This window comes from Exiguobacterium sp. HVEsp1 (genome assembly GCF_002009685.1).
In the GTDB taxonomy this organism is placed as follows: domain Bacteria; phylum Bacillota; class Bacilli; order Exiguobacteriales; family Exiguobacteriaceae; genus Exiguobacterium; species Exiguobacterium profundum.
Genome location: NZ_KV917367.1, coordinates 2709815 through 2732310, shown reverse-complemented (window position 1 = coordinate 2732310; position 22496 = coordinate 2709815). Strand labels below are relative to the sequence as shown.

Below are 22496 nucleotides of genomic sequence, written 5' to 3'. Positions count from 1 at the left end.
GGAGGAAGACAGATGAACGTATTTGTAATCGGTGCAAACGGTCAAATTGGCCATCAATTGGTGGAGAAGTTACACAAGGAAGGAAAGCATCACGTCACGGCGATGGTGCGTAAAGAAGAACAACTCGAGGATTTTAAGTCAAAAGGGTACAATGCGGTACTCGGTGACCTCGAAGGTTCAGTAGATGATTTGCAAAAAGCGATTGATGGAATGGATGTTATCGTATTCGCGGCAGGTTCTGGTGGAAGTACTGGAGCAGACAAGACACTCTTGATCGACCTAGACGGTGCAGCGAAGAGTATCGAAGCAGCACAAGCGAACGGGAACATCAAACACTTCGTCATGGTCAGTGCCTTGAAAGCGGAGGATCGCTCAGCTTGGCCAGATTCGATGAAGCCGTACTACGTAGCGAAGCATCATGCAGATCGTTTACTCGAACAGAGTGGACTCACGTACACGATTGTTCGTCCGGGTGCATTGACAGATGATGCGGGAACGGGCAAAGTGAACACGAAATTCGAGGGAAGTGGAGAGATTCCACGCGAAGACGTCGCATCATTCTTGGTGCATGTCCTTCATAACCATTCAAACGTGCAGAACAAAGCAATTGATTTGATCAAAGGGGATACCCCAATCGAAGAAACGCTATAAGTGTGTGACATCAAAAACGGGATGAGAAAACCATCCCGTTTTTTGTCGCGTTAAAGAGGGAAAAGAACGCAGGATAACGAAATAGAAGAATACGAACAGGTGAGGAGGTTCCGCATGACCGAGATGTTCATTTATCTGGCGGTCTATTTGTTGCCGTCATTTTTACTCGGCTTTTTAGCACTCGATGTCTTTCAACGAAATCCGAATAAAGTCGAGCATCGTTTGCTGAGCCTGTTTGTGTTCGGTTATTCGATGCTCTTCTTGGCTGAATTTGTCCGCCATCTATCGCCGATTGAATACAGTCCGGCACTCATTGCCTATTGGTTTGGGAACGCTGGGATTTTCATTTTTATCTTCTCTGTTCATTTCATATTAAGTATCACAGGCGTCGGCGCAAAGGCACCGAAGTGGTTGTATCCATGGGTCGTCTATTTACCATTGATTCCTGTTGTGTTGACGTATGTCCGTCAGGAGAATATCATCAACAGTCAACAGTTTGAGCAAGTGGGGATATGGATTTATCCCGAGTTCAATTCATCGTATTTGATTACGTTGACCGTCGGTAACATCTTTCACATCTTGATCATCGGGCTCATTTTTTATGCCCTCAAACGTGCAGAACGAAGAGAGCACCAACGCGTGTTGCGCATGCTCTTTTGGACGGCGAATGTCGTATTGTTGTGGGATGTTGTCTTCGGTTATTTTCAATTCCGCGGGTTCATTCCGCCGTACTCTTATATGTATGGAGGACTCGTTTGGGCAGTCGCGTTGGTCATCGCGATGAATCGTTTAGATTTCTTGACCTCTTACGTGAAACGATTTGGGACACTGTATAACTTGAATCCATCTGCCATCTTATTGATTGATCCCGATGGAAAAGTGGAAAGTGCGAATCCTGCTGCGCGAACATTGTTTCATACGGTCCGTGTCGTGAATGAACGCTTCGTCGATTTGTTGCCAGAAAAGAAAAAAGCAGAATGGGTGGAACACTATCACCAACATGTTCGGACACGTAAAAAGTTTATAGAATTCGAAACGAAGATTATGACGAAATCTGGGCAAGAGCTTTACGTTGTCATTGATGGGGATTTTGTCGATATCGACCGCACGATTCACGGGATGATTATCATTCGGGATGTCCACTCGTTTAAAGAGGCCGAGCAAACAATCCGATTCTTTGCCTATCATGACCCACTGACGAAGTTGGCCAACCGACGTGCATTTTATGAACGCGCAGACCAGGCGTTGCTTAGTTCCTCGATGCTGTCTTTATTGATTATTGATTTGGACGGTTTTAAAGCAGTCAATGATACGTACGGTCACCAGATTGGAGATTATTTCTTAACTCATTTGGGTGGATTGCTGGAAGCGTCGACACGAGACGTTGGCTTGGCCTCTCGTGTTGGCGGGGATGAGTTTTATATTTATTTAGTGGATTTAACAGAATCGGAAGTGCTTGCATTTATTCACGAACTTCAGATGATGTTAAATCAAAACCCTTACCACACGTCCGATGTGACGATTCCAATCCGTGCGAGTATTGGGGTCAGTCATGCTCCCGACCAAGGAACAAATTTAGACACGTTGATCCATAAAGCGGATCAAGCGATGTATCAGATCAAGCAAGATGGAAAAAATGATTACGCCATCTATGACGAGGCGTTACATGGTCCGAAATAAAGGGAAAATAGTAGTGTTTGATTATGGAGAGGAGGATGCAACATGTCAGAAAGACCATTAGTAACGATGCGAGCCGAAGGAGAAGCCGGAGGCGTTAAGACGACTGTGCGTGTAGGCGATCACACCCCATTTATCGTGGATGAGCCAGAACGACTCGGTGGGACGAACAAGGGACCGAATCCACTCGAGTATCTTCTCGGTGCCCAGTCGTCCTGTACGACCATCATGATTGCCTATGCCGCCCAGGATTTGAACTTTGAGTATGAAGGGGTCGAGTTTGTAACAGAAGGGACGCTCGATCCTCGAGGATTCCAAGGGATGGAAGGTGTCCGAACTTACTTTGAGTCGACACATATGAAAATCGTATTGGATACGACCGAATCGGATGAGCGAATCGAAGCATTAAGGAAGGCTGTCGAGGCACGTTGTCCAATTCATAATCTCATGCATGCAGCAGACGTAGCGATGACGGCAGAATGGACTCGAAAATTAGGATGAGGGCAACCTCATCTTTTTTACATAGAAATCGAGAAAAGAGTACGGAGGGAAGACGAATGCATCACCGACCGATGACGCGTGAATGGGCATGTCAAATTCAAGAATGGACCTATGGAGCTCCTTATGACTTCTATAATCAATCACCTTCTGAAGAGGGAATCGCCGAGTTGATGACGTATCAGGTGATTGTAGAGGAGCATGAGCTGATTGGATTTTATTGCATCGGTTCCCCGGCTCAAGTGCCCAATTCGACATATCCGTATTGTTTAGAATTTACGGATATCGGGTTGGGGATGCGACCCGATTTGACGGGGAAAGGACATCGCCGATTGTTTGTGACGTACGTCATGGAGAGAGCGATGGAACGGGGCAAACCGCTTCGTTTGACCGTCGCCGCTTTTAACGAACGAGCGATTCATCTATACGATACGGTCGGATTTCGCACCATCACATCATTCGAGCGGAATGGTACCCCGTTTAAAGTGATGGTGCGCGATTAACCATATTGTTTTTGATGTGCCTTTTTACGTCGTAAATAATCCTCATCGGCACGAAGTTGATCCCAATACGTTTTGAAGATGCGAGCAGACTCTGCCTTCTCTTCGTCGATTTCGCGCTCATGGAGGTCACCGTCTTCTTTATATTTACGACCGCCTTTATAATTGGCATAGCGTCGGGCCCGAGTGTAGCCCATCTGGATGAACTTTCGGGCCATGTCCATCCCGACGAAATCGTCATTCGCGCGATACGCTTCAAACAATTCCATAATTTCTTCAGCAGATTGCTTCGCAATCTCGGGCGTCTTAAATCGCCAATGAGGCAAAATTTCACTTTTATACGGTTCGACGAGTAGCACACCTTGTTCGCCACGACCGACCCGGTACAGTTCGGGTTGCTTTCGGAAGTCGATTTCATCAAAATTTAAATCATAGTCAAATGGCATGTTCATTCCTCCTCGCCTAACGTTTCCCATTAGGTCGGTCGAGGAAACAAGTTGAAGGAAAAGGATGGGTTTATATGATCAAGATAGAGACAGAACGGTTGGTCTTAAGAGCATTTACGCTAGAGGACGCAGAGGATATGTATCATTATGCAAAAGATGAGCGAGTCGGACCGATGGCCGGTTGGGCACCTCATGAATCGATTGAAGAAACAAGGGACGTCATTCAACTGTTTATCGAGGAAGCAGATGTATGGGCTATCGTCTTGAAAGAGACCGGGCAAGTAATCGGTAGCATCGGGTTACACGACCGAAGACCAGACCCGTCGATTCAACATGATGCACAGCGTGAGATCGGTTATGTGCTCAGTCCAGATTATTGGGGAAATGGTTACGTACCAGAAGCCGTTCAGGCGATGATCCGATTCGGATTTGAAGCGTTAGGACTAGAACGGATTTGGTGCAGCTACTTCAGCTTCAATGACCAATCGCGACGCGTCGTTGAGAAGTGTGGGTTCACTTATGCGTTCACGAAAACACAAGAATTGACCCGGCTCGACGGACAAACGGTAGAAAACCTCGTCCATGTCCAATTAAATCCGACGTTCTCTACACATTGAAGCACGATTTCAATGTGTTTTTTCATGAAATCATAAAAATCCCTTGATATGTAACCGGTTACACATTAAGATGGTTTTGTAAGCGTTTCCAGAACGGAGGATGTCAAATGGCGACCATCAAGCAAGTAGCAAAACATGCGAACGTCTCAGTGGCGACCGTATCACGCGTCATGAATAAAAGCGGATATGTGAGCGAAGAGGCGAAAGAAGCGGTCGAAAAGGCGATTGCGGAACTGAATTACGCGCCGAACCGAGTCGCTCGTTCGCTCTATAAAAAATCGTCGAATTTGATTGGACTGATCATGCCAGATATCACGAACCCGTTCTTTCCACAGCTGGCTCGGGCGATTGAAGATGTCGCCAATCAACATGGGTATCAAGTCGTCTTATGTAACACGGATGAACAACTTGAAAAAGAACAGACGTATTTAGTCGCCTTGCAAACGATGCACGTCGATGGCCTGATTATCACCACAAATCATTCGCACAATCCGAATTACGAGACGTTGGATTTACCGATGGTCGCACTAGACCGAATCGTAAAAGTGGGGATCGACGCCGTTGTATCAGATGGATATGAGGGTGGAAAGTTGGCGGCCGACACGCTGTTACAACATGGTGCGACACGACTGGCACACATTGCCGGACCGGATCATCTCAAGACGGTCAAACGTCGAACTGAAGGATTTGTCGAAGTAGCGGGAGAGAAGCTCGTCGGAATGACCGAGTCCACGTTCACGTTCAAAGACGCCTTGAAAGCGTCTCAAGAACTGTTCGATCATGCGTGGCCGTTCGATGGCATCTTTGCAGCGAACGATGTGATTGCAGCCGCCGTATTACAGGAAGCAGTCCGTCGAGACATTCGTGTCCCAGAAGAGCTACAGGTCATCGGATATGACGGAATCGAATTAGGCGAGATGACGTCTCCGCCGCTGACGACCATCGTCCAGCCAATCTATGAGATGGGACGACTCGCGACCGAGCGATTGCTCGATTTGATTGAGAAGAAAGACACACGACCGAGAGAAATGCTGTTACCGGTCACGTTACTTGAACGACACACGACAAAGCGGAAGGAGAGATAAAGAATGAAACGCATTGTTGTCATTGGCAGTATATCGATGGACCTTGTCGTCACGTCCGACAAACGTCCACAAGCTGGAGAAACGGTTATCGGTGAATCGTTCCGTACCGTTCCAGGGGGGAAAGGTGCGAACCAGGCAGTCGCTGCTTCCAAGTTAGGCGGCACTGTACAGATGGTCGGTTGCGTGGGAAGTGATCCGTTCGGACAACAGGTGGTTGAAAACTTCAAACGACACGATGTCGATGTCACACATGTTCAAATCATACGGGATGAAGTGACGGGTACGGCCCATATCGTATTAGCTGAGGAAGATAATTCGATCGTCGTCGTCCAATCGGCGAACAAACGAGTCGTTTTCACGGATGAGGAACTCGAACACCTTCTTGACGAGCAGGCATTCGTGCTCCTCCAACTCGAAATTCCAATCGAGACGGTAAAGCAAGTGACCTCTTACTGTAAAGCGAAAGGAATCCCAGTGCTGCTCAATCCGGCACCTTCTCAGCCGCTTCCACCAGAAGTGATTGAAAACGTCACATACTTGACGCCGAACGAACATGAGTGCCGTGACTTATTCAACGGAATATCCGTAGATGATGTTCTCAAACGCTATCCGAACAAGTTACTCGTCACGGAAGGCGTCCATGGTGTTCGATTCCACGACGGACGAGACGTGCGGCATGTGCCAGCCATCCGAGCAAACGTCGTCGACACAACAGGAGCTGGTGACACGTTCAACGGTGCGCTCGCTGTCTCCCTCATCGAACAAGATGATTTGGAGACGGCCGTACGGTTTGCCGTGGTCGCATCCGGCATGAGCGTCGAAGGCTTTGGGGCACAAGGTGGTATGCCGACACGGCAAGACGTACAACAACGATTGGAGCGCGTGTGATGAAAAAACAAGGAATTTTGAATAGTCATCTAGCAAAGGTCTTTGCCGACCTCGGGCATACGGATCGCGTCGTCATCGCCGATTGCGGGTTACCGATTCCAGACGGGGTCAAGCGGGTCGACCTCAGTCTCCGCATCGGCGACCCTTCCTTTCTTGAGGTGCTCGATGTCGTCGAATCGGATTTGGTCGTCGAGCGCATCACAATTGCCGAGGAAATCCTCACACATAATCCGACGATTGCGGATTCACTGAAAGAACGATACGCGAGCATCGACATGTGTTCACATGAAGACTTCAAACGAGAGGTCGCAAAAGCGAAAGTGGTCATTCGAACTGGAGAAGCGACACCTTACGCCAACGTCATCTTACACGCCGGGGTCATTTTTTAAGGGGGGATTCGATGCATATTCAGTTGAAAGGCATCCATAAGTCGTTCGGACCAGTCTCCGTCTTAAAAGGAGTCGATTTCGAACTGTTGCCTGGAGAAATTCATGCGCTTATGGGCGAGAACGGGGCCGGAAAGTCGACATTGATGAAGGTGATGACCGGTCTGCATGCGCAGGATGAAGGTGAGATTCTCATCGACGGCGCGAAACGTCAATTCAAGCACCCAAAAGAAGCGGAGCAAGAAGGCATCGCCTTCATCCATCAGGAGCTCAATATCTTACCGGAGATGACGGTGACAGAAAACTTATTTTTGGGTCGAGAGCTGACAGGACCGTTCGGGATGGTCAAACAGCAGGAGATGACAAGACGTGCTCGAGAATACTTGGCTGAATTGAACGTTTTCATGGATGTCGATGAAGTGGCACGCAACTTATCGGTCGGTCAGCAACAGATGATTGAGATTGCCAAGGCGCTCATGACAGATGCGAAGGTCATCGTCATGGATGAACCGACAGCCGCCTTGACGGATCGCGAAATCCAGGCGCTCTTCGCCGTGTCTCGTGCCTTACGAGATCAAGGCGTGTCCATCATCTATATCTCACACCGAATGGAAGAGATTTTTGACTTATGCGACCGAATCACGGTACTTCGGGATGGACAATCCATTTCGACTCGTACGATTCAGGACACCTCATTTGAGGAAACGGTGCGCGATATGGTCGGTCGCGAGATTGGGGAACGCTATCCGACACGTACCGCTACACTTGGGGACGTCGTACTCGAGGTGGATGATTTAATCGGTAACCGGTTCCACAATGTATCGTTCAACGTCCGTGCCGGAGAAATCGTCGGGTTTTCCGGATTGATGGGAGCGGGACGAACCGAGGTGATGCGTGCCTTATTCGGAGCAGACACCCACAAAGGGGGAGTCATCAAACTGAACGGGAAACCGATTCGAATCAAAACTCCGGCCGACGCCATCAAGCACGGCATCGCATTTTTGACAGAGGACCGAAAAGGGGAAGGCTTACTCCTCGATTTCTCGCTAAGAGAAAACCTGTCGCTCCCGACACTCGATAAACGAGCAAAAGGGTCTGTCATCTCGAAACAACAGGAGGAGACGTTCGCCGAGACATACTTACAAAAATTGCGGGTCAAACATCATTCGATGGAACAAAAAGTGAAGTCGTTGTCTGGTGGGAATCAACAGAAGATTGTGCTCGGCAAATGGTTAGGTGTCGAACCAGACGTCTTGATTTTGGATGAGCCGACCCGAGGCGTCGACGTCGGTGCCAAGAAAGAGATTTACAACATCATGAGCGATCTCGCGGAATCAGGCGTCGCCATCATCATGGTCTCTTCTGATTTACCGGAAGTACTCGGGATGAGCGATCGGATTGTCGTCATGCGAGAAGGTGTGGTGACCGGGACGCTCACGAAAGATGAGGCGACACAGGAAAAAGTAATGACGTATGCGACAGGAGGGCAATGATATGGAATTGAAAGCAACGACCGGACTGAAGCGCCCGGGTCGACTCGGATGGGGGCAAAAACTAGGACCGCTGTTTGGTCTGCTCGTCATTGTTGTCGTCGTGACGGCGCTCGAACCAGGATTTTTATCATTAAATAATATCTTTAACGTACTCCGCCAAGTGTCGATCAATGCCTTGATTGCCTTCGGGATGACGTTTGTCATCTTGACAGGGGGAATCGATTTATCGGTCGGGTCGATTTTGGCGCTCGCTTCTGCACTAGTGGCAGGCATGATGGTGGACGGTCAACATGCGGTTATGGCCGTCGCACTCGGCTTGATTGCAGGTGCCGTTCTCGGGGCCTTTAACGGGGCGGTCATCACGTACGGGAAAGTGGCACCGTTCATCGCGACATTGGCTACGATGACCATTTATCGGGGCTTGACGCTCGTCTATACAGACGGACGACCGATTACGGGTCTCGGAAATTCCGGTTGGTTCGAGATGCTCGGACGCGGCTACTTCTGGATCATTCCAGTACCGGCATTGACGATGCTACTCGCATTCGGTGTCCTGTATTTCATCTTGAAGAAGACGACATTTGGTCGTCACACGTACGCGATCGGTGGAAATGAAGAAGCGGCGAAATTAATGGGGATTGGCGTCAATAAAGTCAAAATCATGATCTACTCCCTATCGGGTATGCTTGCGGCACTCGCAGGCATCATCTTGACATCGCGCCTTAATTCCGCACAACCGACGGCAGGAACGTCATACGAACTCGATGCCATCGCAGCGGTCGTTCTCGGGGGAACGAGCCTAGCGGGTGGTCGAGGTTGGATTGTCGGGACGTTGATCGGGGCGCTGATCATCGGAACGCTCAACAACGGATTGAACCTTCTCGGCGTATCATCTTTCTTCCAACTCGTCGTAAAAGGTGCAGTTATATTGTTTGCAGTATTGCTTGATCGTCGACAAAACGCGTAACACACGAAAGGGGAAAACGGAACATGAAAAAATGGACAGCTTGGCTACTCGCACTGACAATGGTACTGATGGCAGCTTGCTCGACTGAACAACCGGGGTCATCTTCTGAGACGGAAACGAAAGATGGGGATTATGAGATCGGATTATCTATCTCGACATTGAACAACCCGTTCTTCGTCGCATTGAAAGAAGGCGCGGAAGAACAGGCGAACGAAATGGATGCGACGTTGACGGTAGCGGACGCGCAAAACGATGCCGCGAAACAAGTGAACGACGTCGAAGACATGATTCAAAAGGGGATGGATTTGATTCTCATCAACCCGACAGATTCAGAAGCGGTCGGTGCAGCGGTACAAGCAGCGAACGATGCAGGCATTCCTGTCATCACGGTAGACCGTAACGCTGAAACAGGGGACGTCGTCGCCCACGTGGCATCAGATAACGTCGCAGGTGGACAGCTGGCGGGTGACTACATGGTCGAACTCGTAGGCGAAGGGCAAAAAGTCGTCGAGCTCGAGGGGATTCCAGGAGCGTCTGCGACACGTGACCGCGGACAAGGATTCAACGAAGCCATCGATGGGAAATTGGAAGTCGTGGCAAAACAATCGGCAAACTTTGACCGTGCAGAAGGATTGACGGTCATGGAGAACATCCTACAGGACAATAAAGACATCGTCGCTGTATTCGCACATAACGATGAGATGGCACTCGGTGCCGTTCAAGCACTCGAAGCGGCTGGAATGAGTGACGTGAAAGTCATCGGATTCGATGCGACAGATGATGCCGTCAAAGCGGTCGAAGGTGGGACGATGGCAGCAACGGTTGCCCAAAAACCAGCTGAGATTGGGAAGTTGGGTGTAGAAGCGGCCATCAACCACTTGAAAGGTGAAACGGTGGAAGAGAACATCCCGGTCGAACTCGAATTAATCAAATAAGTAAGAAGAAACCTCACGATGCCTTGATTTCGGGTAGAGCTCGTGAGGTCATTTTTATTTATATGGGGAAATGAGAAGTTGTGTATCGTTGTTCATATGTTTGAAATAGCTTGCTGTATCACGACGAGTTGGTTCGGAAATGATATTAGTATCTGTACCAACTGGATGAATGACACAATCCTTTTGCTGAACATTTGTGATAATGAAAGTGTTAGTGTCTAAATCTTGTATTTTTAGTTGACTGTAAACTCTTTCAAGCATTGATTGTTTCGTTCCATTTCTGTTTAGGAAATAAACGAATGAATTGTTTAGCATTCGAATTGTTCGAAAGTGGCCATAGTCTTTTTCCATCACCGCCAGGTAATAATAGAATCTTCATCGAATGTCCTCTCTTCAAATAGAGTTTCTCATCTATTTCGCCAAACGTCGGACTATCCCTGTCTAATCAAAAAAGAGACAGCCGATTCCGGCTATCTCTTTACAATATAGGGCGAAGCAATGCGCGAACGGGACTTCCATCCCCTTCGACGATTGGGAGAGGGACGGCATTCAAATCGTAATCTCCCGGTAAGATATTGTCTAAAACGAGTCCTTCTAGGATATGCACACCATTTCGTGCTAACGCATGATGGGCACTCATCTCTTTACTGTCAATCGCATCAACTGACGGTAAGTCGAGTCCGATCAAGAAGATTCCGAGTTCTCCGAGACGATCGGCAAGAGAGGGTGTCAGTTCAGGAATTGTCTCTGGGAAGACGCGCTTATCGGGCCAACCATCCGTCTTCAAAATGAGGCGTTCGACCCCGGTCAAGTCATGACCATCCAAATCAGACGCTTCAATCTTTACCTTATGCGGTAGATGAATCACACGGACTGGTCCGATATAAAGGGACGGATCGAGGTCGATCACGCGCTTCCCGTGGTCGTCAAAATGAAACGGTGCATCGATGTGGGTCCCGAGATGTAAACTCAATGTCATCTTCCCGACATTGACCGAACCACTCTCTGCCATCGACCACGCGATTTCATATGAAAATGTTGTATCTCCCGGCCATGTCGCAACATCGGCGTGAAGTGGTTGCGATACATCAATCCAAGTCATTGCATTCAGCTCCTCTTATAGTGATGTCCGGACCGTCCAAAGCTCTGGGAAGAAGCGATGGTCGAGCACGCGACGCAAGTAGTTCACGCCAGACGAACCACCTGTCCCCATCTTCTGTCCGATGATGCGTTCCACGGTGCTCATATGGTTAAAGCGCCACATCTGTTGCTGACTCCCGATATCGAGTAGCTTTTCACCGAGCTCATATAAGTCCCAATACGTATCGACGTCGCGATAGACCTCGCCCCATGCCTTCTCGACACTTTCGTTCCATTCCCAATCTTGGGTGACATCACGTTCGAGTACACTCGCATCAATCGATAGACCCCGACGATGCATTTCGTGGACCGTCACATCATAAATGCTAGGAGCTTGTAGCGAGCCTTCGAGCAATGGATACAGTTTTTCATCGTGTGCGTAAACACTGAGCGTCCGTGCGTTTTTGAAGCCGAGTGCGAATTCGATTTGTCGGTTTTGGTAAGACTGAAAACCGGATGAAGAGCCAAGTTGGTCTCGAAACTCTAAATACTCGGCCGGCGTCAACGTCGCGAGGACGCCCCATGACTGGATGAGTTGCTGCTGAATCTTCGAGACGCGGGCGAGCATCTTGAACGAACGCTCGAGCTCCCCGTTCGTGATGGCCGTCGTGGCTGCTGTCAATTCATGCAAGATGAGCTTCATCCACAACTCGCTCGTCTGGTGGATGATGATGAACAGCATCTCATCGTGATGGTCGGAAAGGCGATGCTGACTCGATAAAATCGGGTCGAGCTGGAGATAGTCCCCGTACGACATGTCTTTTGAGAAATCCGTTTGAATCGATTTTTCTACTTTATGTTCCGTGCGTTCACTCATGACAGTTCCCCCCTTATGCGACCACTTCGCGGACGTTCTCGAACGCCTCGTACTCTTTGTCGTCCATGATTTTCTTCAACGTCACGATCACGTCATATACGTCGGAAAACGTATTATATAGTGCGACCGGTGCGAGACGGATGATATTCGGTGCGCGGAAGTCAGGGATGATGTGATGTTTCTTCAACGCTTTACAGATGCGTGCCGCTTCGGGATGCTCGAGGCTCAAATGAGCGCCGCGCTGTCGTGTGTCCGTCGGGCTACCGATGAAGAATCCGTGAGGTGCGAGCATCTCTTCGATCAAATCCATCATATACGTCGTGAGCGCGAGTGATTTTTGACGAATCGCTTCCATCCCGACCTCGTTGAACATCTCAAGCGCACCAAGTTGAGGAGCGAGGCTCATAACGTGTGGTGTTCCGATTTGGAACGCACCGGCATGTTCGGCCGGTGTCATCGTATGATCCATATCGAATTGCTTATCTTTGCGCGAACCGAACCAACCGGCGAGTCCCGGTGTCGTGCCGAAGTGACGTTCATGAACGAATAAGCCCCCGACCGTTCCGGGACCCCCGTTCAAATGTTTATAGTTGCACCAGTATGCGAAATCGACACCCCAGTCGTGGAAGTCGTGAGGGATGGCACCGACGGAGTGACAGGCATCGAAGCCAATCAAAATCCCACGCTCGTGCGCCGCCTTCGTCAGACGAGGCATGTCTAAAATCTGACCGCTTCGATAGAGGACAGTCGGCAATACGATCAGGGCAATCTCGTCGGTCATCGCGGCAATCAAGTCATCTTCTACTAAGAAGCGCCCATCCGGACTGTCGACTTGAACGAGGTGATCAGAAGGGTCTAGTCCACGCAATTCGAGCTGGCTCTTTAAAGCGTAAATGTCAGACGGGAACGTGAGGGCGTCTGCCAAAATCTTCGTGCGTTTGCCATCCGGTTTGAAGAACGATGTGACGAGTTGATGCAAGTTCACGGTCGTCGAACCAGTGACCATCACTTCTTCCGGCTTTCCACCGATGAGCGGCGCGTTCAGAGTGGCTAACTCTTCAGACAAGTTGAACCAAGGATGACGACCGGACATCCAGCCGTCAATCCCGAGCTCTCTCCAGTCCGCAAGTGATTCAAGGAGTGTGCGCTCGGCTCGTTTCGATAAGAGACCGAGTGAATTCCCATCCATATAAATCCCGTGTTCCGGTAAATAAAATTCTTCCCGATACGATGCGAGCGGGTCTTGTTTGTCTAGTTGTTGTGCGTAAGCACGTGTGAAATCGTTCATCTCCCCATATTCCCCCTTTAAAGCTTGTACGTTGTCAAAATCGTAGCAATCGGACATAAGGAAGTCAACAAACAACGAGATGTCGGCGAGTCAAACTAAAAAACGCTCAAGGATCTTCCCGAGCGTTTAAAAATACAGCTTATTTTATTTTTCGTACGTTCTCTTGTCGGAGTAACTTAAATAATGTGAACACCATCAGCAGAAGAATAATCGTGAAGGGCAAGGCGGAAATCAACGACGCAGTTTGAAGTCCTTCTAAGCCACTCGCAAGCAACAAGACGGCAGCGATTCCTCCTAACAGAACTCCCCAAGCGATTCGAACGGGGAGGGGCGGATTCAAGCTACCGTTCGTCGTCATACTACTGATGATATAGGTGGCAGAATCGGCCGACGTGATCAAGAACGTCAAAATCAAGAGAATCGACAAGACGGAGAGGATAAAACTGAACGGGAGCTCGGCAAACGTCACGAACAATGCGCTCGTCACGTCCGCATTGACGGCTTCAGCGATGGAAGTCCCTTCGAATAAATCTAGATGTAGGGCAGTGCCCCCGAATACGGCAATCCAAAGGAGCGCAATGAACGGAGGAACGATGAGGACACCGACGATGAATTCACGAATGGTACGTCCTCGTGAGACACGTGCGACGAACGCTCCGACAAATGGGGACCAGGCGATGGCCCATGCCCAATAAAAGATTGTCCAATCCCGGACCCACGTCCCCTGTTGATACGGTTGTAGACGAAGACTATAGCGAATGAAATTTTGTAAGTAGTCACCTAGACCGAGCGTCAAGGTTTCTAAAATGAAAATGGTAGGACCGGCAAAGAAGACGAAGACCATCAACACGAGTGCGGTACCTAAGTTGATGTTACTCAACCACTTGATGCCACGATCGAGCCCTGTCGTCGTCGATGTTAAAAATAGAGCGGTCAAGACGACGATGATGGCGACTTGCATCCAAGCGGTGTTCGGGAGCCCGAACACGCTGTTCAGTCCGCCATTGATTTGAAGAACACCTAAACCAAGCGACGTCGCGACACCCATGACGGTGGCAATGACCGCTAAAATATCAATCGTCTGGTTCAACGGTTGTTTGTACGGTCGTTCTTTTATAAGTGGTGAGAGGCTAGTCGAGATGAGCCCGTCCGCATTACGACGAAACTGGAAATAGGCGATGATCAGTCCGACAATCGCAAAGACAGACCATTGACTGACACCCCAATGGAAGAACGAATAGGCCATCGCGAGGCGTGCCCCTTCGACCGTCAATGCCTCCGTATCCGTATAAGGTGGCGTAAAGAAATGACTCATCGGCTCGGCAACACCCCAAAAGACGAGTCCGACACGAAACCTGCGGAGAATAACATGCCGATCCAAGTAAAGAACGGATATTGAGGGCGATCGTCATCCTTCCCGAGACGGATTTTTCCGTATTTACTGAACGCTAAAAAGACTAAAAAGAGCACAAACAAGAATACGGAAAGTAAATAGAACCAACCGAACGAGCGAGTTGTAAAGTTAAAAATAGATCCTGCGATTGAAGCGAATGATGTTGGGGCAATGGCTCCGAATAGAACGAGTAAGGCGATCAAACTTGCTGAGATGTAAAAGACGCGATTCAAACGTGGCTTTTGTGTAGAATCCTTCATAGATGTCTCCTTTCAAAAAAAAATTATGTAGCATTAATAAACGGTTCCCTAATCTCCACATTGCAAACAGGAGACGCATTTCATCGTGTTTTGTATAGTTGAATCGGGAAAAGAACCAAAGAGGAGGGAACGATATGAAATTGATTGCGATTGATTTAGACGGGACGCTGTTATCGCGCACAGGCGTGATTACAAAGGCAAACCAGGAGGCGATTCGTCATCGGCAAGAACAGGGTGATATCGTCACGATTTGTTCAGGACGTTCGATTCATGATATCGAGGAGCTGTTGAAGCGAAGTGACCTCGTCTGTCCGATTTTGTCAGGTAACGGAGCAATCGGGTTTTATGAGAACGAGCGAATTTACTATCATGCGATGGATCAAACGGTTGTAGACGAGCTATGGGAAATCGCGAACGCAGATGATGCGTACGTCGAATTTTATACGAATGCGGGAGTGAAAGTACTCCGTTCAGGGAGTGATTTACTGAAGCGGGAACTCGATGAGGTGTTGCCACACGATCAATCGTTCACTCGCGAGTGGGCGGAACGTGAGATTGAAATTCAAAATGAGCAATTCGGTCTGACGTATATGGATTCGATGGCAGACATCGACTTTGCACGAGATGAAGTGTACAAGGTGTTTGTCTATTCGTTCGATCGCCGAAAGCTACACCGGTTGCGTAAAATCTATGAACCACGGAACGATATTTTGATTACGACTGCGGGGTGGACGAAAATTGAAATCGGACATCCTCATGCGAGTAAAGGCGCAGCCTTGAAACAGCTAGCTGAGCATTATCAGATTCCGATGCGTGATGTCGTCGCCATCGGAGACAATCTGAATGATGTGTCGATGTTCGAAGTGGCAGAAACAAGGATTGCGATGGGGAATGCTGTGGATCCGTTAAAAGATTTGAGCACGCATATTACAAAGGATGTAGAAGAGGACGGGGTCGCTTATGCACTGACGCATTATGTATGAATTGGATTATGGAGAAATCGTGAACGAGGATTGAATCTCACTTAAAACGGATATTGTATACATGTAACCATTCACTTTCTGAAATGAGCGGGGAACGGGGAGGCACTTTCGTCACCTGTCGCTTATGGATGAAAGGGATGGGCAACGTCCATATGAACGTGAATCGTGTATTCCAAACGATGATACGTCGGCCTCTGCTTGCCATCGGAGCAAGCATACCAGACAGACTGTTTGTATACGGAATTCCACATGATCCGCGTCAGAAGTGGACATCATAGGTGCCAAGTCCTCTCGTGCCCATTCAATCAAAATGTCTATGAGTCACCTATTCGATTTCATGTTTTCGAATGAAAAACAATTGGTGAACCAATGGACGATGAACGGATTGGAATGATGCGTCACGTTGGCTTGGACATCTCTAGTCGAACCAAATCATGGATGGGACGGTCAATCGAGCAAGGGCTTGGTTGGATGAAAGTCCGGGGACTAGAGAATCAAGAAAAGCGCCGAGTGAGGGCGCTTTTCTTGTGGTATCCTATTGAGTGAATGCAACCGATGGAGGGATCATATGCCAAAGCTATATTGGTTCGGAACGTTTCTTAGTGGAGTGATTCTTTTGACAACGGGAACGATGGAAGGTCTTTACCGCATACTCCCAATTGGGTTGATGGCTATCGCGGTCATCGGCTATCTCATACAGATTCGATTTGAGCAAAAGAAGCGGCGCCCTTGATCGGGTGCCGCTTCTCTTTATAGATTACAAAGTTTCGAGCAAACGTGTCATCACATCATCGATTTCTTCCTGCAACGCATCAACTTGTCGTTGTAGCACCATCAATTCATCAAGGTCATCCAATTCATTCATCCGTTGGAGTAGCGCCTGATGTTCTGTCTCTAATTGGGTTAGGTGAGCTTCCTCATCAACCGTAGATGGAGCGACTTTCGTCTGCTTCAGCGATTTTGATGGTTTGACGCGCTCCGTTACAGGTTCATCTTTCGATGCCTGTCCACGCTTGTCGAGAGCATAGGCGACGTTACCTTCGAAACGCGTCATCGTCCCGTCGAGCCAATACGTGATGGGGAACAGCTTATTTAAGAAGTAGCGGTCATGGGAAACCGTAACGACCGTTCCAGGGAAACGTTCGAGCGCATCTTCAAGTGCCTCTCTCGATTCGATATCCAAATGGTTCGTCGGCTCGTCTAGGACGAGGACATTGATTTCTTCATGGACGAGGATGGCAAGCATGAGTCGCATCTTCTCCCCGCCGCTCAAATTTGAGACAGGCTTAAACACACTCGCGCCGTAAAATAGAAACTGAGCGAGAAGGTGCCTCGCTTTGCCTTCATCGACTGCGATCCGGTCCCGAAACGCCTCGATTAAGCGATGTGACTCATCGAACGTGATGTGTTGCGACAGATATCCAATTTTGGCTTGATCGGCTCGTCGGACGGTCCCAGCTTGAGGGATAACTTCACCGAGTAACATTTTCAAAAGCGAAGATTTTCCACTCCCGTTCGGTCCGACGATGGCGACGCGTTCTCCGTGACCTGTATAGAAGTGCACGTTTTCAAATAGAGGACGATCATACGTGAGTGTCACGTCACTCACTTCGAAGACGTCACGCCCGGTACGCCCGTTCGTCGTGAACTGGATATTCGGTTGCTCGGCTTCGAGTTGTGGTCGCTTGATTCGTTCAATTCGTTCGAGAGCCTTTTCCATCGATTTGGCGCGACGATAGAACTTTTCATTCGGCGGATTGCCCTCGTTGGCCCATTGCCGCAACTGCCGGATCGTTTCCTTCATTTTTTTGATTTTCTTCTGTTGCTCCGTGTAAGCGTGAAACTGGTCAAGCAACTGTTTTTCTTTTTGGGCAACGAAGTCCGTATAATTCCCAGGATAACTCGTCAATTCTCCATCCTCGCACTCGACGATTCGTGTGGCGACCGCATCTAAGAAGACCCGGTCATGGGAGACGATGAGGAGCGCTGAATCGTAATCCTGTAAATAGGATTCGAGCCAAGTCATCGCTTCTAAATCTAGATGGTTCGTCGGTTCGTCCAAAATGAGTAGCTCTGGTTCCTGAAGGAGTGCTAAGGCGAGACCGATTTTTGTACGCTCGCCCCCGCTTAGCGTATCGAACGGTTGGTCCACGAATGAGGTCAATTTGAGTCCATCAATCATTGCGCTGATTTTTGACTCGTAGACATATCCACCCGCATGTTCGAATTGTTCTTGAATGGCACCGTATGATTCGAGAAGGCGTTCGAGCTGTTCGGACGTCGCCATCTCTTGCTCGAGGGAAGACATTTTTTCACTCAGGCGAGTCACTTCCTCAAAAGCAGTATAGAGGACGTCACGACCACTGCGTCCAGGGTAGTCAGGAAGCTGCACCAAATAGCCGATAGAGAGTCGTTGTCGGCGGTAAATCGTACCGGCGTCATGCTCTTCAGAGCCGACAAGGATTCGTAACAGCGTCGTTTTGCCACTGCCGTTTCGGCCGACAAGACCGACTCGTTCGTTTTCGTTCATGAATAAATTCGCATCTGTGAGAACGGCGTGCCCGCCGTATTGTTTTTGAATGTGTTGAAGATCGATCAACATAATAGGTTCCTCCTAAGGTTAGGGCCTATCAAAAAAACCGAACGCAAAGAAGCGCTCGGTTTAGAAAGAGAGAGGCGCTTTGTCGTATATTCAGCAATGTCTAAAAAAGGACAGACGGGTCCCTTGATTAAGCGACATCGTGAAAAATCGCACGCAAAATGTACAAATGTTCAGTTGTCCAATGCGTACGTCCGACAAATTTCACCTTTCTCCCTCCTTTCATTCATCTATATCTTGATTGTAAGCGTTTTTCATCTACCTGACAATGAAAATAGAGGAAATCGAAGCGAAGGCGTCGTATATAGTCGCCATTGAGGAGGCGAGAAAATGAGGAAAGAATGGCTAGGAGCACTCAGTTTGACCCTTGCGGCGAGTATATGGGGAGGAATGTATGTGGTCAGTAAATATGCACTCGCATATATTGAACCGTTCACGTTCGTCTGGTTACGATACGCTGTTGCATTTATGGTCTTATTCGTCGTTTGGTTTCGGTTTGGACGGGAATCGATTCGAAGGGCAGATTGGAAATGGATCGGACTTGTCGGTGTCATCGGATACGTCGCTTCGATTTCGTTTCAATTTATTGGAACGAAGCTATCGGATGCACATACTGGCTCCCTTGTGACCGCAGCTACACCAGCTTTCATGGTCTTATTTGCCCGAATCTTATTGAAAGAACGACTGACTCCTGTCAAGATTGGAGCGCTTGGGCTGGCAACGGTCGGTGTTCTCATCGTCGTCGGTTGGGAAGGGGAAGGGACGTATCGAGTAGGCAGTTTCATACTTGTTCTAGCTGCCGTGACGTGGGCACTCATGTCGATTTATGTGAAAATCGGGACACAGTCGTTGTCGACCTTGACGCTCACGACATTTTCGATCGGAGTCGCATGGTTATTGATGACGCCTTTGATGAGTGTGGAGGTCATGCAATCAGGGTGGCCAAAGTTAAATGGCGTCCTTTGGCTTAGTGTTCTCTATATCGGTGTCGTATCGACGGCAGGAGCGTTTTTCTTCTGGAACAAAGGACTCGAGTTGATGGATGCGAGTGTCGGGTCACTCTTTTTCTTCTTTCAACCCTTGGTTGGCGGGACACTCGGGTGGCTCGTTTTGAACGAAACGCTCCATATTAACTTCTTTATCGGTGCCGGTTGTATCATGACGGCTGTGACGTGGTCGACGCTCGTGGAACGAAGACAACAACTGCTAAGTTCAAACCGTCATCTGTAATGGCAAAGCGGTCGCCCTCATTTTGGAGGGTGACCGCTTTTGATTAAAATCCATGATGGTCGAGTTTGTCTTGTTCGCGCTTCATCTCGAGTTCAAGCCGTTGGATCGCGAGTTTCTCTTCTTCGATCTTCAATCGTCGTTCTTCGACACGCGCTTCTCTCGTTTTGATAATCGTATTGGCACCGACTGACGAGACGACAATCACCATAACCATGATGTAGAAAAAGAAATCCATATATAGCCATCCTTTACTTGATTAGATTTGTGACAAGTCGTTGTGTCTCAAGGGCAACACGACCGTCTGTTGAAATCGCTGTATCATCGATGAGTGCGGAAATGAAGTGGTCAATCGCGCCTTGGAAACCACGTTGCACGAGTGTCGTGTCCCATGAACTGAACGTTTCGACTTCATGCCGACCTTGCTTGAAACGATGTAGCGTGACCATCTCTTCGATGGACAATCGTTCCCCATCCCGTACGATCGAGACGTGCTCATGGTTCACTCCTGCTGAACGGTGCATCGATGTCGTGTGCATTCCGTGCTCATCTTGCCACACGTGGCGGGCGAATCGAAGCTCATGCTTGTCATTGACTTCTACGTGACCCGAGACGAGTATGAGCTCATTACCAGCGAGGAAACGTAGCGTATCAATGACATGTAAGTAATCATCGAGTAAGGTGAAGGTCGCATCCTTAGGGCCGACGTCATTCTCGCGATGTTTTACCACATCAATCATGTGAGCAGAGGACTCGTTTTGTAGACGCATATACATCGGAGCGAAACGTCGATTGAACCCGACCATCAATTTACGCCCAAGACGTTCGGCTTGAATGACGAGCTGCTCCGCTTCCTCGATTGTTGCGGCGAGGGGCTTATCAACATAAACATCGACGCCGTGTTCTAATAAATACGATACGATGTCATAATGAGTTTCCGTTGAACTATGTACGAACGCTGCATCGATGGATGAGGCGAGTTCATTCAACGTGTCGAAAGAGGTCATTCGATACGTTTGGCAAATCATGTCTCGCTTAGATGTGTTCGGGGAAAAGGCACCGACTACCTCGATTCGGGGATGAATCGAAAGGATGGGTAAATACGCTTTTTGAGCGATATTTCCAAGTCCGACAATACCGATTTTTGGTTTTTGCATCCCATTCACTCCTTTGGTTCATCATAACAAAAAACCGGACAGCGGATGTGTCCGGTTCAAGAATTAAAGACTAGCACTTAAGACGATTTCACCTTGTGGCGTTTCATTGCCACGATTCGGTTCTTTTGTGACGGCGACGGTATCCCAGTCGACGTCGACTTCATCTGAGTCGAGTGTGTAGATAACCGTCCCGTTCCCTTTGTCATCGGTGACAAAAGCGCCGGTCGGAATTGGGGCACCATCTTTTAATAGCCATACTTGATATACCTCATTGGCATCGAGTGAGGCTAGACCATTCGTTTGGACGATCAGTTGTGTCGCACCGTCCTGCTCTGCAAGGTAAGCGGTCCCTTCCGATTCGCCGTCGAGTGGAATCGTTTCGGTTAACGCGATGGCAGGGGCATCAGGCTGATTGGTAAGCAAATATCCATTCCCGATTAAGGAGAGGAGGAGTGCCGCTGCTAAAGCGACCATTCCCCAGACCGGTACGTTCCGTTTCTTCTTCTGTTTGAACGGTGTCGCCGGTGGAACTGATGCAGAAGTGTCGGTTGTTATGACGGGTTCATTGTCTTCTTCTTCGAATACACGATCGAGGACACGTGCTTTCATGCCTCGGGGTGGCTCAGTCGGAGTAGACAAGAACGCGACGCCACCGACAAGAGCTTCAAGTTGTTCGAGCTCTTCTTGACAGTCAGTACACGTTGTCAGATGTTGTTCAAATTTCATTCGTTCTTCTTCCGTTAAATGTTGGTTGAAGTAGTCAATCAATTGGTCGCATGCGTTCATTGTTCTACCTCCTTTCCGATGAATTCATGGGATAACTGTTTCCTCAGTTGCCTTAGCGCCAGTCGAATCCTTCCTTTTACCGTTCCGAGCGGGATGCCGCATGCATCAGCAATTTTTTGCTGGCTCAATCCTTGAAAATACATGAGTCGAACGACCTGCTGTTGTTCGGCTGGTAATGTGGCCATGGCTGTCTCGATTTGGGCGCGCTCTTCTTGCCACTCGACTTCTTTCTCGACGGACGGTGAGTCGGAAGGGATGGCCTCAGCGTAAGATTCATCTAATTGTAAATCCGGTTTACGCTTCCGAATTAAATCAATGGCCACATGACGGCTCATTGTGAAGAGCCAAGAACGAAATTTTCCTTTTGACTCATCGTAAACGCCTCCGCCACGCCAGAGCTTGATGAATACTTCTTGCATGGCTTCTTCGGCCAAATCACGATCCTTTGTCAGCTGTAAGACAAACGCGTACAAAATTCGTTCATACCGATCATACAATATTTCGAGCGCCTCTTTGTCCTTTTGCCTGACACGCTCATATAACTCTAAGTCAGTCATAACATACTCCTTTGCGCAGAAGGGATGTCCCTTGTATTGATCTAACGTATAAAATCGAAAAATGGATGCCTATTTTGTGTGACTATTTATTGAACATGTCACTGCTTGATCCGGAAGCTTCGAATAAATGAATAATCTTAATTTCT

The 22496-nt window shown here is 48.6% G+C and carries 23 protein-coding genes and 1 pseudogene; 14 read left to right on the top strand and 10 right to left on the bottom strand.

The genetic code is table 11. The features are described 5' to 3' along the window. The first annotated feature begins 12 nt into the window (after window positions 1–12). The 4 genes from BV910_RS13930 to BV910_RS13915 all read left to right on the top strand — a co-directional run bounded on the left by BV910_RS13930 (window position 13) and on the right by BV910_RS13915 (window position 3329). A complete protein-coding gene (locus tag BV910_RS13930; RefSeq protein WP_078147808.1) occupies window positions 13–651 on the top strand; it encodes an SDR family oxidoreductase in 639 nt (212 codons plus the stop codon). 114 nt (window positions 652–765) lie between these two features. Next, window positions 766–2331 (top strand): GGDEF domain-containing protein, encoded by a 1566-nt coding sequence (locus tag BV910_RS13925; protein WP_078147807.1) that lies wholly within the window; start codon window positions 766–768, stop codon window positions 2329–2331. Between the two features lie 42 nt (window positions 2332–2373). Continuing rightward, the gene (locus tag BV910_RS13920) at window positions 2374–2829 is read left to right on the top strand and encodes an OsmC family protein (protein ID WP_078147806.1); all 456 of its coding nucleotides are present in this window, start codon (window positions 2374–2376) and stop codon (window positions 2827–2829) included. A gap of 56 nt (window positions 2830–2885) precedes the next feature. Beyond that, window positions 2886–3329, top strand: a complete 444-nt coding sequence (locus tag BV910_RS13915) for a GNAT family N-acetyltransferase (protein WP_078147805.1) — start codon at window positions 2886–2888, stop codon at window positions 3327–3329. On the opposite strand, the gene BV910_RS13910 is transcribed toward BV910_RS13915, so the two are convergent. Beyond that, on the bottom strand, window positions 3326–3772 hold the full coding sequence (locus BV910_RS13910) for a DUF4385 domain-containing protein (RefSeq protein WP_078147804.1): 447 nt from the start codon (window positions 3770–3772) through the stop codon (window positions 3326–3328). The genes BV910_RS13915 and BV910_RS13910 overlap by 4 nt on opposite strands. A 74-nt stretch (window positions 3773–3846) precedes the next feature. On the opposite strand from BV910_RS13910, the gene BV910_RS13905 reads away from it, so the two are divergent. The 7 genes from BV910_RS13905 to rbsB all read left to right on the top strand — a co-directional run bounded on the left by BV910_RS13905 (window position 3847) and on the right by rbsB (window position 10143). Then, a complete protein-coding gene (locus BV910_RS13905) occupies window positions 3847–4389 on the top strand; it encodes a GNAT family N-acetyltransferase (RefSeq protein WP_078147803.1) in 543 nt (180 codons plus the stop codon). Window positions 4390–4496: 107 nt separating this feature from the next. After that, window positions 4497–5474, top strand: coding sequence for a LacI family DNA-binding transcriptional regulator (locus tag BV910_RS13900; RefSeq protein WP_078147802.1), 978 nt, complete (start codon window positions 4497–4499; stop codon window positions 5472–5474). Window positions 5475–5477: 3 nt separating this feature from the next. Then, entirely contained in the window at window positions 5478–6362 is an 885-nt protein-coding gene (gene rbsK, locus BV910_RS13895) for a ribokinase (protein ID WP_078147801.1), read from the top strand. Next, the gene (gene rbsD / locus BV910_RS13890) at window positions 6362–6751 is read left to right on the top strand and encodes a D-ribose pyranase (RefSeq protein ID WP_078147800.1); all 390 of its coding nucleotides are present in this window, start codon (window positions 6362–6364) and stop codon (window positions 6749–6751) included. The genes rbsK and rbsD overlap by 1 nt, the downstream gene beginning before the upstream one ends. An 11-nt stretch (window positions 6752–6762) precedes the next feature. Then, a complete protein-coding gene (locus tag BV910_RS13885; protein ID WP_078147799.1) occupies window positions 6763–8241 on the top strand; it encodes a sugar ABC transporter ATP-binding protein in 1479 nt (492 codons plus the stop codon). Between the two features lies 1 nt (window position 8242). Further along, the gene (locus tag BV910_RS13880; RefSeq protein WP_012727561.1) at window positions 8243–9208 is read left to right on the top strand and encodes an ABC transporter permease subunit; all 966 of its coding nucleotides are present in this window, start codon (window positions 8243–8245) and stop codon (window positions 9206–9208) included. 23 nt (window positions 9209–9231) lie between these two features. Then, window positions 9232–10143 carry a ribose ABC transporter substrate-binding protein RbsB gene (gene rbsB, locus BV910_RS13875; protein WP_031421977.1) on the top strand — a complete coding sequence of 304 codons (912 nt, stop codon included), beginning with the start codon at window positions 9232–9234 and terminating at the stop codon, window positions 10141–10143. Window positions 10144–10621: 478 nt separating this feature from the next. Here rbsB and kynB read toward each other — a convergent pair whose 3' ends face one another. The 4 genes and pseudogenes from kynB to BV910_RS13855 all read right to left on the bottom strand — a co-directional run bounded on the left by kynB (window position 10622) and on the right by BV910_RS13855 (window position 15041). Continuing rightward, window positions 10622–11245 carry an arylformamidase gene (gene kynB / locus BV910_RS13870; protein ID WP_078147798.1) on the bottom strand — a complete coding sequence of 208 codons (624 nt, stop codon included), beginning with the start codon at window positions 11243–11245 and terminating at the stop codon, window positions 10622–10624. A gap of 15 nt (window positions 11246–11260) precedes the next feature. Then, entirely contained in the window at window positions 11261–12100 is an 840-nt protein-coding gene (kynA, locus tag BV910_RS13865; protein WP_078147797.1) for a tryptophan 2,3-dioxygenase, read from the bottom strand. Between the two features lie 13 nt (window positions 12101–12113). Then, on the bottom strand, window positions 12114–13388 hold the full coding sequence (gene kynU, locus BV910_RS13860) for a kynureninase (protein WP_078147796.1): 1275 nt from the start codon (window positions 13386–13388) through the stop codon (window positions 12114–12116). 139 nt (window positions 13389–13527) lie between these two features. Further along, window positions 13528–15041, bottom strand: a pseudogene (locus tag BV910_RS13855) (BCCT family transporter). Window positions 15042–15175: 134 nt separating this feature from the next. Between BV910_RS13855 and BV910_RS13850 the strand changes: the two are divergent. Then, window positions 15176–16024, top strand: a complete 849-nt coding sequence (locus tag BV910_RS13850; protein ID WP_078147795.1) for a Cof-type HAD-IIB family hydrolase — start codon at window positions 15176–15178, stop codon at window positions 16022–16024. Window positions 16025–16592: 568 nt separating this feature from the next. Beyond that, window positions 16593–16757, top strand: a complete 165-nt coding sequence (locus BV910_RS14855) for a hypothetical protein (protein ID WP_168169879.1) — start codon at window positions 16593–16595, stop codon at window positions 16755–16757. 24 nt (window positions 16758–16781) lie between these two features. Here the strand turns inward: BV910_RS14855 and abc-f are convergent, their stop codons facing one another. After that, complete coding sequence (gene abc-f, locus BV910_RS13845; RefSeq protein WP_078147794.1) at window positions 16782–18626, bottom strand: ribosomal protection-like ABC-F family protein; 1845 nt, start codon at window positions 18624–18626, stop codon at window positions 16782–16784. A gap of 327 nt (window positions 18627–18953) precedes the next feature. On the opposite strand from abc-f, the gene BV910_RS13840 reads away from it, so the two are divergent. Continuing rightward, complete coding sequence (locus tag BV910_RS13840) at window positions 18954–19853, top strand: DMT family transporter (RefSeq protein WP_078147793.1); 900 nt, start codon at window positions 18954–18956, stop codon at window positions 19851–19853. Window positions 19854–19896: 43 nt separating this feature from the next. On the opposite strand, the gene BV910_RS13835 is transcribed toward BV910_RS13840, so the two are convergent. The 4 genes from BV910_RS13835 to BV910_RS13820 form a co-directional block, all read right to left on the bottom strand. After that, window positions 19897–20088 (bottom strand): hypothetical protein, encoded by a 192-nt coding sequence (locus BV910_RS13835; RefSeq protein ID WP_074035480.1) that lies wholly within the window; start codon window positions 20086–20088, stop codon window positions 19897–19899. 13 nt (window positions 20089–20101) lie between these two features. Then, entirely contained in the window at window positions 20102–21007 is a 906-nt protein-coding gene (locus tag BV910_RS13830) for a Gfo/Idh/MocA family protein (RefSeq protein WP_078147792.1), read from the bottom strand. 63 nt (window positions 21008–21070) lie between these two features. Continuing rightward, complete coding sequence (locus BV910_RS13825; protein WP_078147791.1) at window positions 21071–21793, bottom strand: anti-sigma factor; 723 nt, start codon at window positions 21791–21793, stop codon at window positions 21071–21073. After that, window positions 21790–22350, bottom strand: coding sequence for an RNA polymerase sigma factor (locus BV910_RS13820; protein ID WP_012727540.1), 561 nt, complete (start codon window positions 22348–22350; stop codon window positions 21790–21792). Before BV910_RS13820 ends, BV910_RS13825 begins: the two co-directional genes overlap by 4 nt. Between the last annotated feature and the right edge of the window lie 146 nt (window positions 22351–22496).

Coding starts and splice junctions, on each gene's coding strand:
- BV910_RS13930 (WP_078147808.1), top strand. CDS start 13: ATGAACGTATTTGTAATCGGTGCAAACGGTCAAATTGGCCATCAATTG.
- BV910_RS13925 (WP_078147807.1), top strand. CDS start 766: ATGACCGAGATGTTCATTTATCTGGCGGTCTATTTGTTGCCGTCATTT.
- BV910_RS13920 (WP_078147806.1), top strand. CDS start 2,374: ATGTCAGAAAGACCATTAGTAACGATGCGAGCCGAAGGAGAAGCCGGA.
- BV910_RS13915 (WP_078147805.1), top strand. CDS start 2,886: ATGCATCACCGACCGATGACGCGTGAATGGGCATGTCAAATTCAAGAA.
- BV910_RS13910 (WP_078147804.1), bottom strand. CDS start 3,772: ATGCCATTTGACTATGATTTAAATTTTGATGAAATCGACTTCCGAAAG.
- BV910_RS13905 (WP_078147803.1), top strand. CDS start 3,847: ATGATCAAGATAGAGACAGAACGGTTGGTCTTAAGAGCATTTACGCTA.
- BV910_RS13900 (WP_078147802.1), top strand. CDS start 4,497: ATGGCGACCATCAAGCAAGTAGCAAAACATGCGAACGTCTCAGTGGCG.
- rbsK (WP_078147801.1), top strand. CDS start 5,478: ATGAAACGCATTGTTGTCATTGGCAGTATATCGATGGACCTTGTCGTC.
- rbsD (WP_078147800.1), top strand. CDS start 6,362: ATGAAAAAACAAGGAATTTTGAATAGTCATCTAGCAAAGGTCTTTGCC.
- BV910_RS13885 (WP_078147799.1), top strand. CDS start 6,763: ATGCATATTCAGTTGAAAGGCATCCATAAGTCGTTCGGACCAGTCTCC.
- BV910_RS13880 (WP_012727561.1), top strand. CDS start 8,243: ATGGAATTGAAAGCAACGACCGGACTGAAGCGCCCGGGTCGACTCGGA.
- rbsB (WP_031421977.1), top strand. CDS start 9,232: ATGAAAAAATGGACAGCTTGGCTACTCGCACTGACAATGGTACTGATG.
- kynB (WP_078147798.1), bottom strand. CDS start 11,245: ATGACTTGGATTGATGTATCGCAACCACTTCACGCCGATGTTGCGACA.
- kynA (WP_078147797.1), bottom strand. CDS start 12,100: ATGAGTGAACGCACGGAACATAAAGTAGAAAAATCGATTCAAACGGAT.
- kynU (WP_078147796.1), bottom strand. CDS start 13,388: ATGAACGATTTCACACGTGCTTACGCACAACAACTAGACAAACAAGAC.
- BV910_RS13850 (WP_078147795.1), top strand. CDS start 15,176: ATGAAATTGATTGCGATTGATTTAGACGGGACGCTGTTATCGCGCACA.
- BV910_RS14855 (WP_168169879.1), top strand. CDS start 16,593: ATGCCAAAGCTATATTGGTTCGGAACGTTTCTTAGTGGAGTGATTCTT.
- abc-f (WP_078147794.1), bottom strand. CDS start 18,626: ATGTTGATCGATCTTCAACACATTCAAAAACAATACGGCGGGCACGCC.
- BV910_RS13840 (WP_078147793.1), top strand. CDS start 18,954: ATGAGGAAAGAATGGCTAGGAGCACTCAGTTTGACCCTTGCGGCGAGT.
- BV910_RS13835 (WP_074035480.1), bottom strand. CDS start 20,088: ATGGATTTCTTTTTCTACATCATGGTTATGGTGATTGTCGTCTCGTCA.
- BV910_RS13830 (WP_078147792.1), bottom strand. CDS start 21,007: ATGCAAAAACCAAAAATCGGTATTGTCGGACTTGGAAATATCGCTCAA.
- BV910_RS13825 (WP_078147791.1), bottom strand. CDS start 21,793: ATGAACGCATGCGACCAATTGATTGACTACTTCAACCAACATTTAACG.
- BV910_RS13820 (WP_012727540.1), bottom strand. CDS start 22,350: ATGACTGACTTAGAGTTATATGAGCGTGTCAGGCAAAAGGACAAAGAG.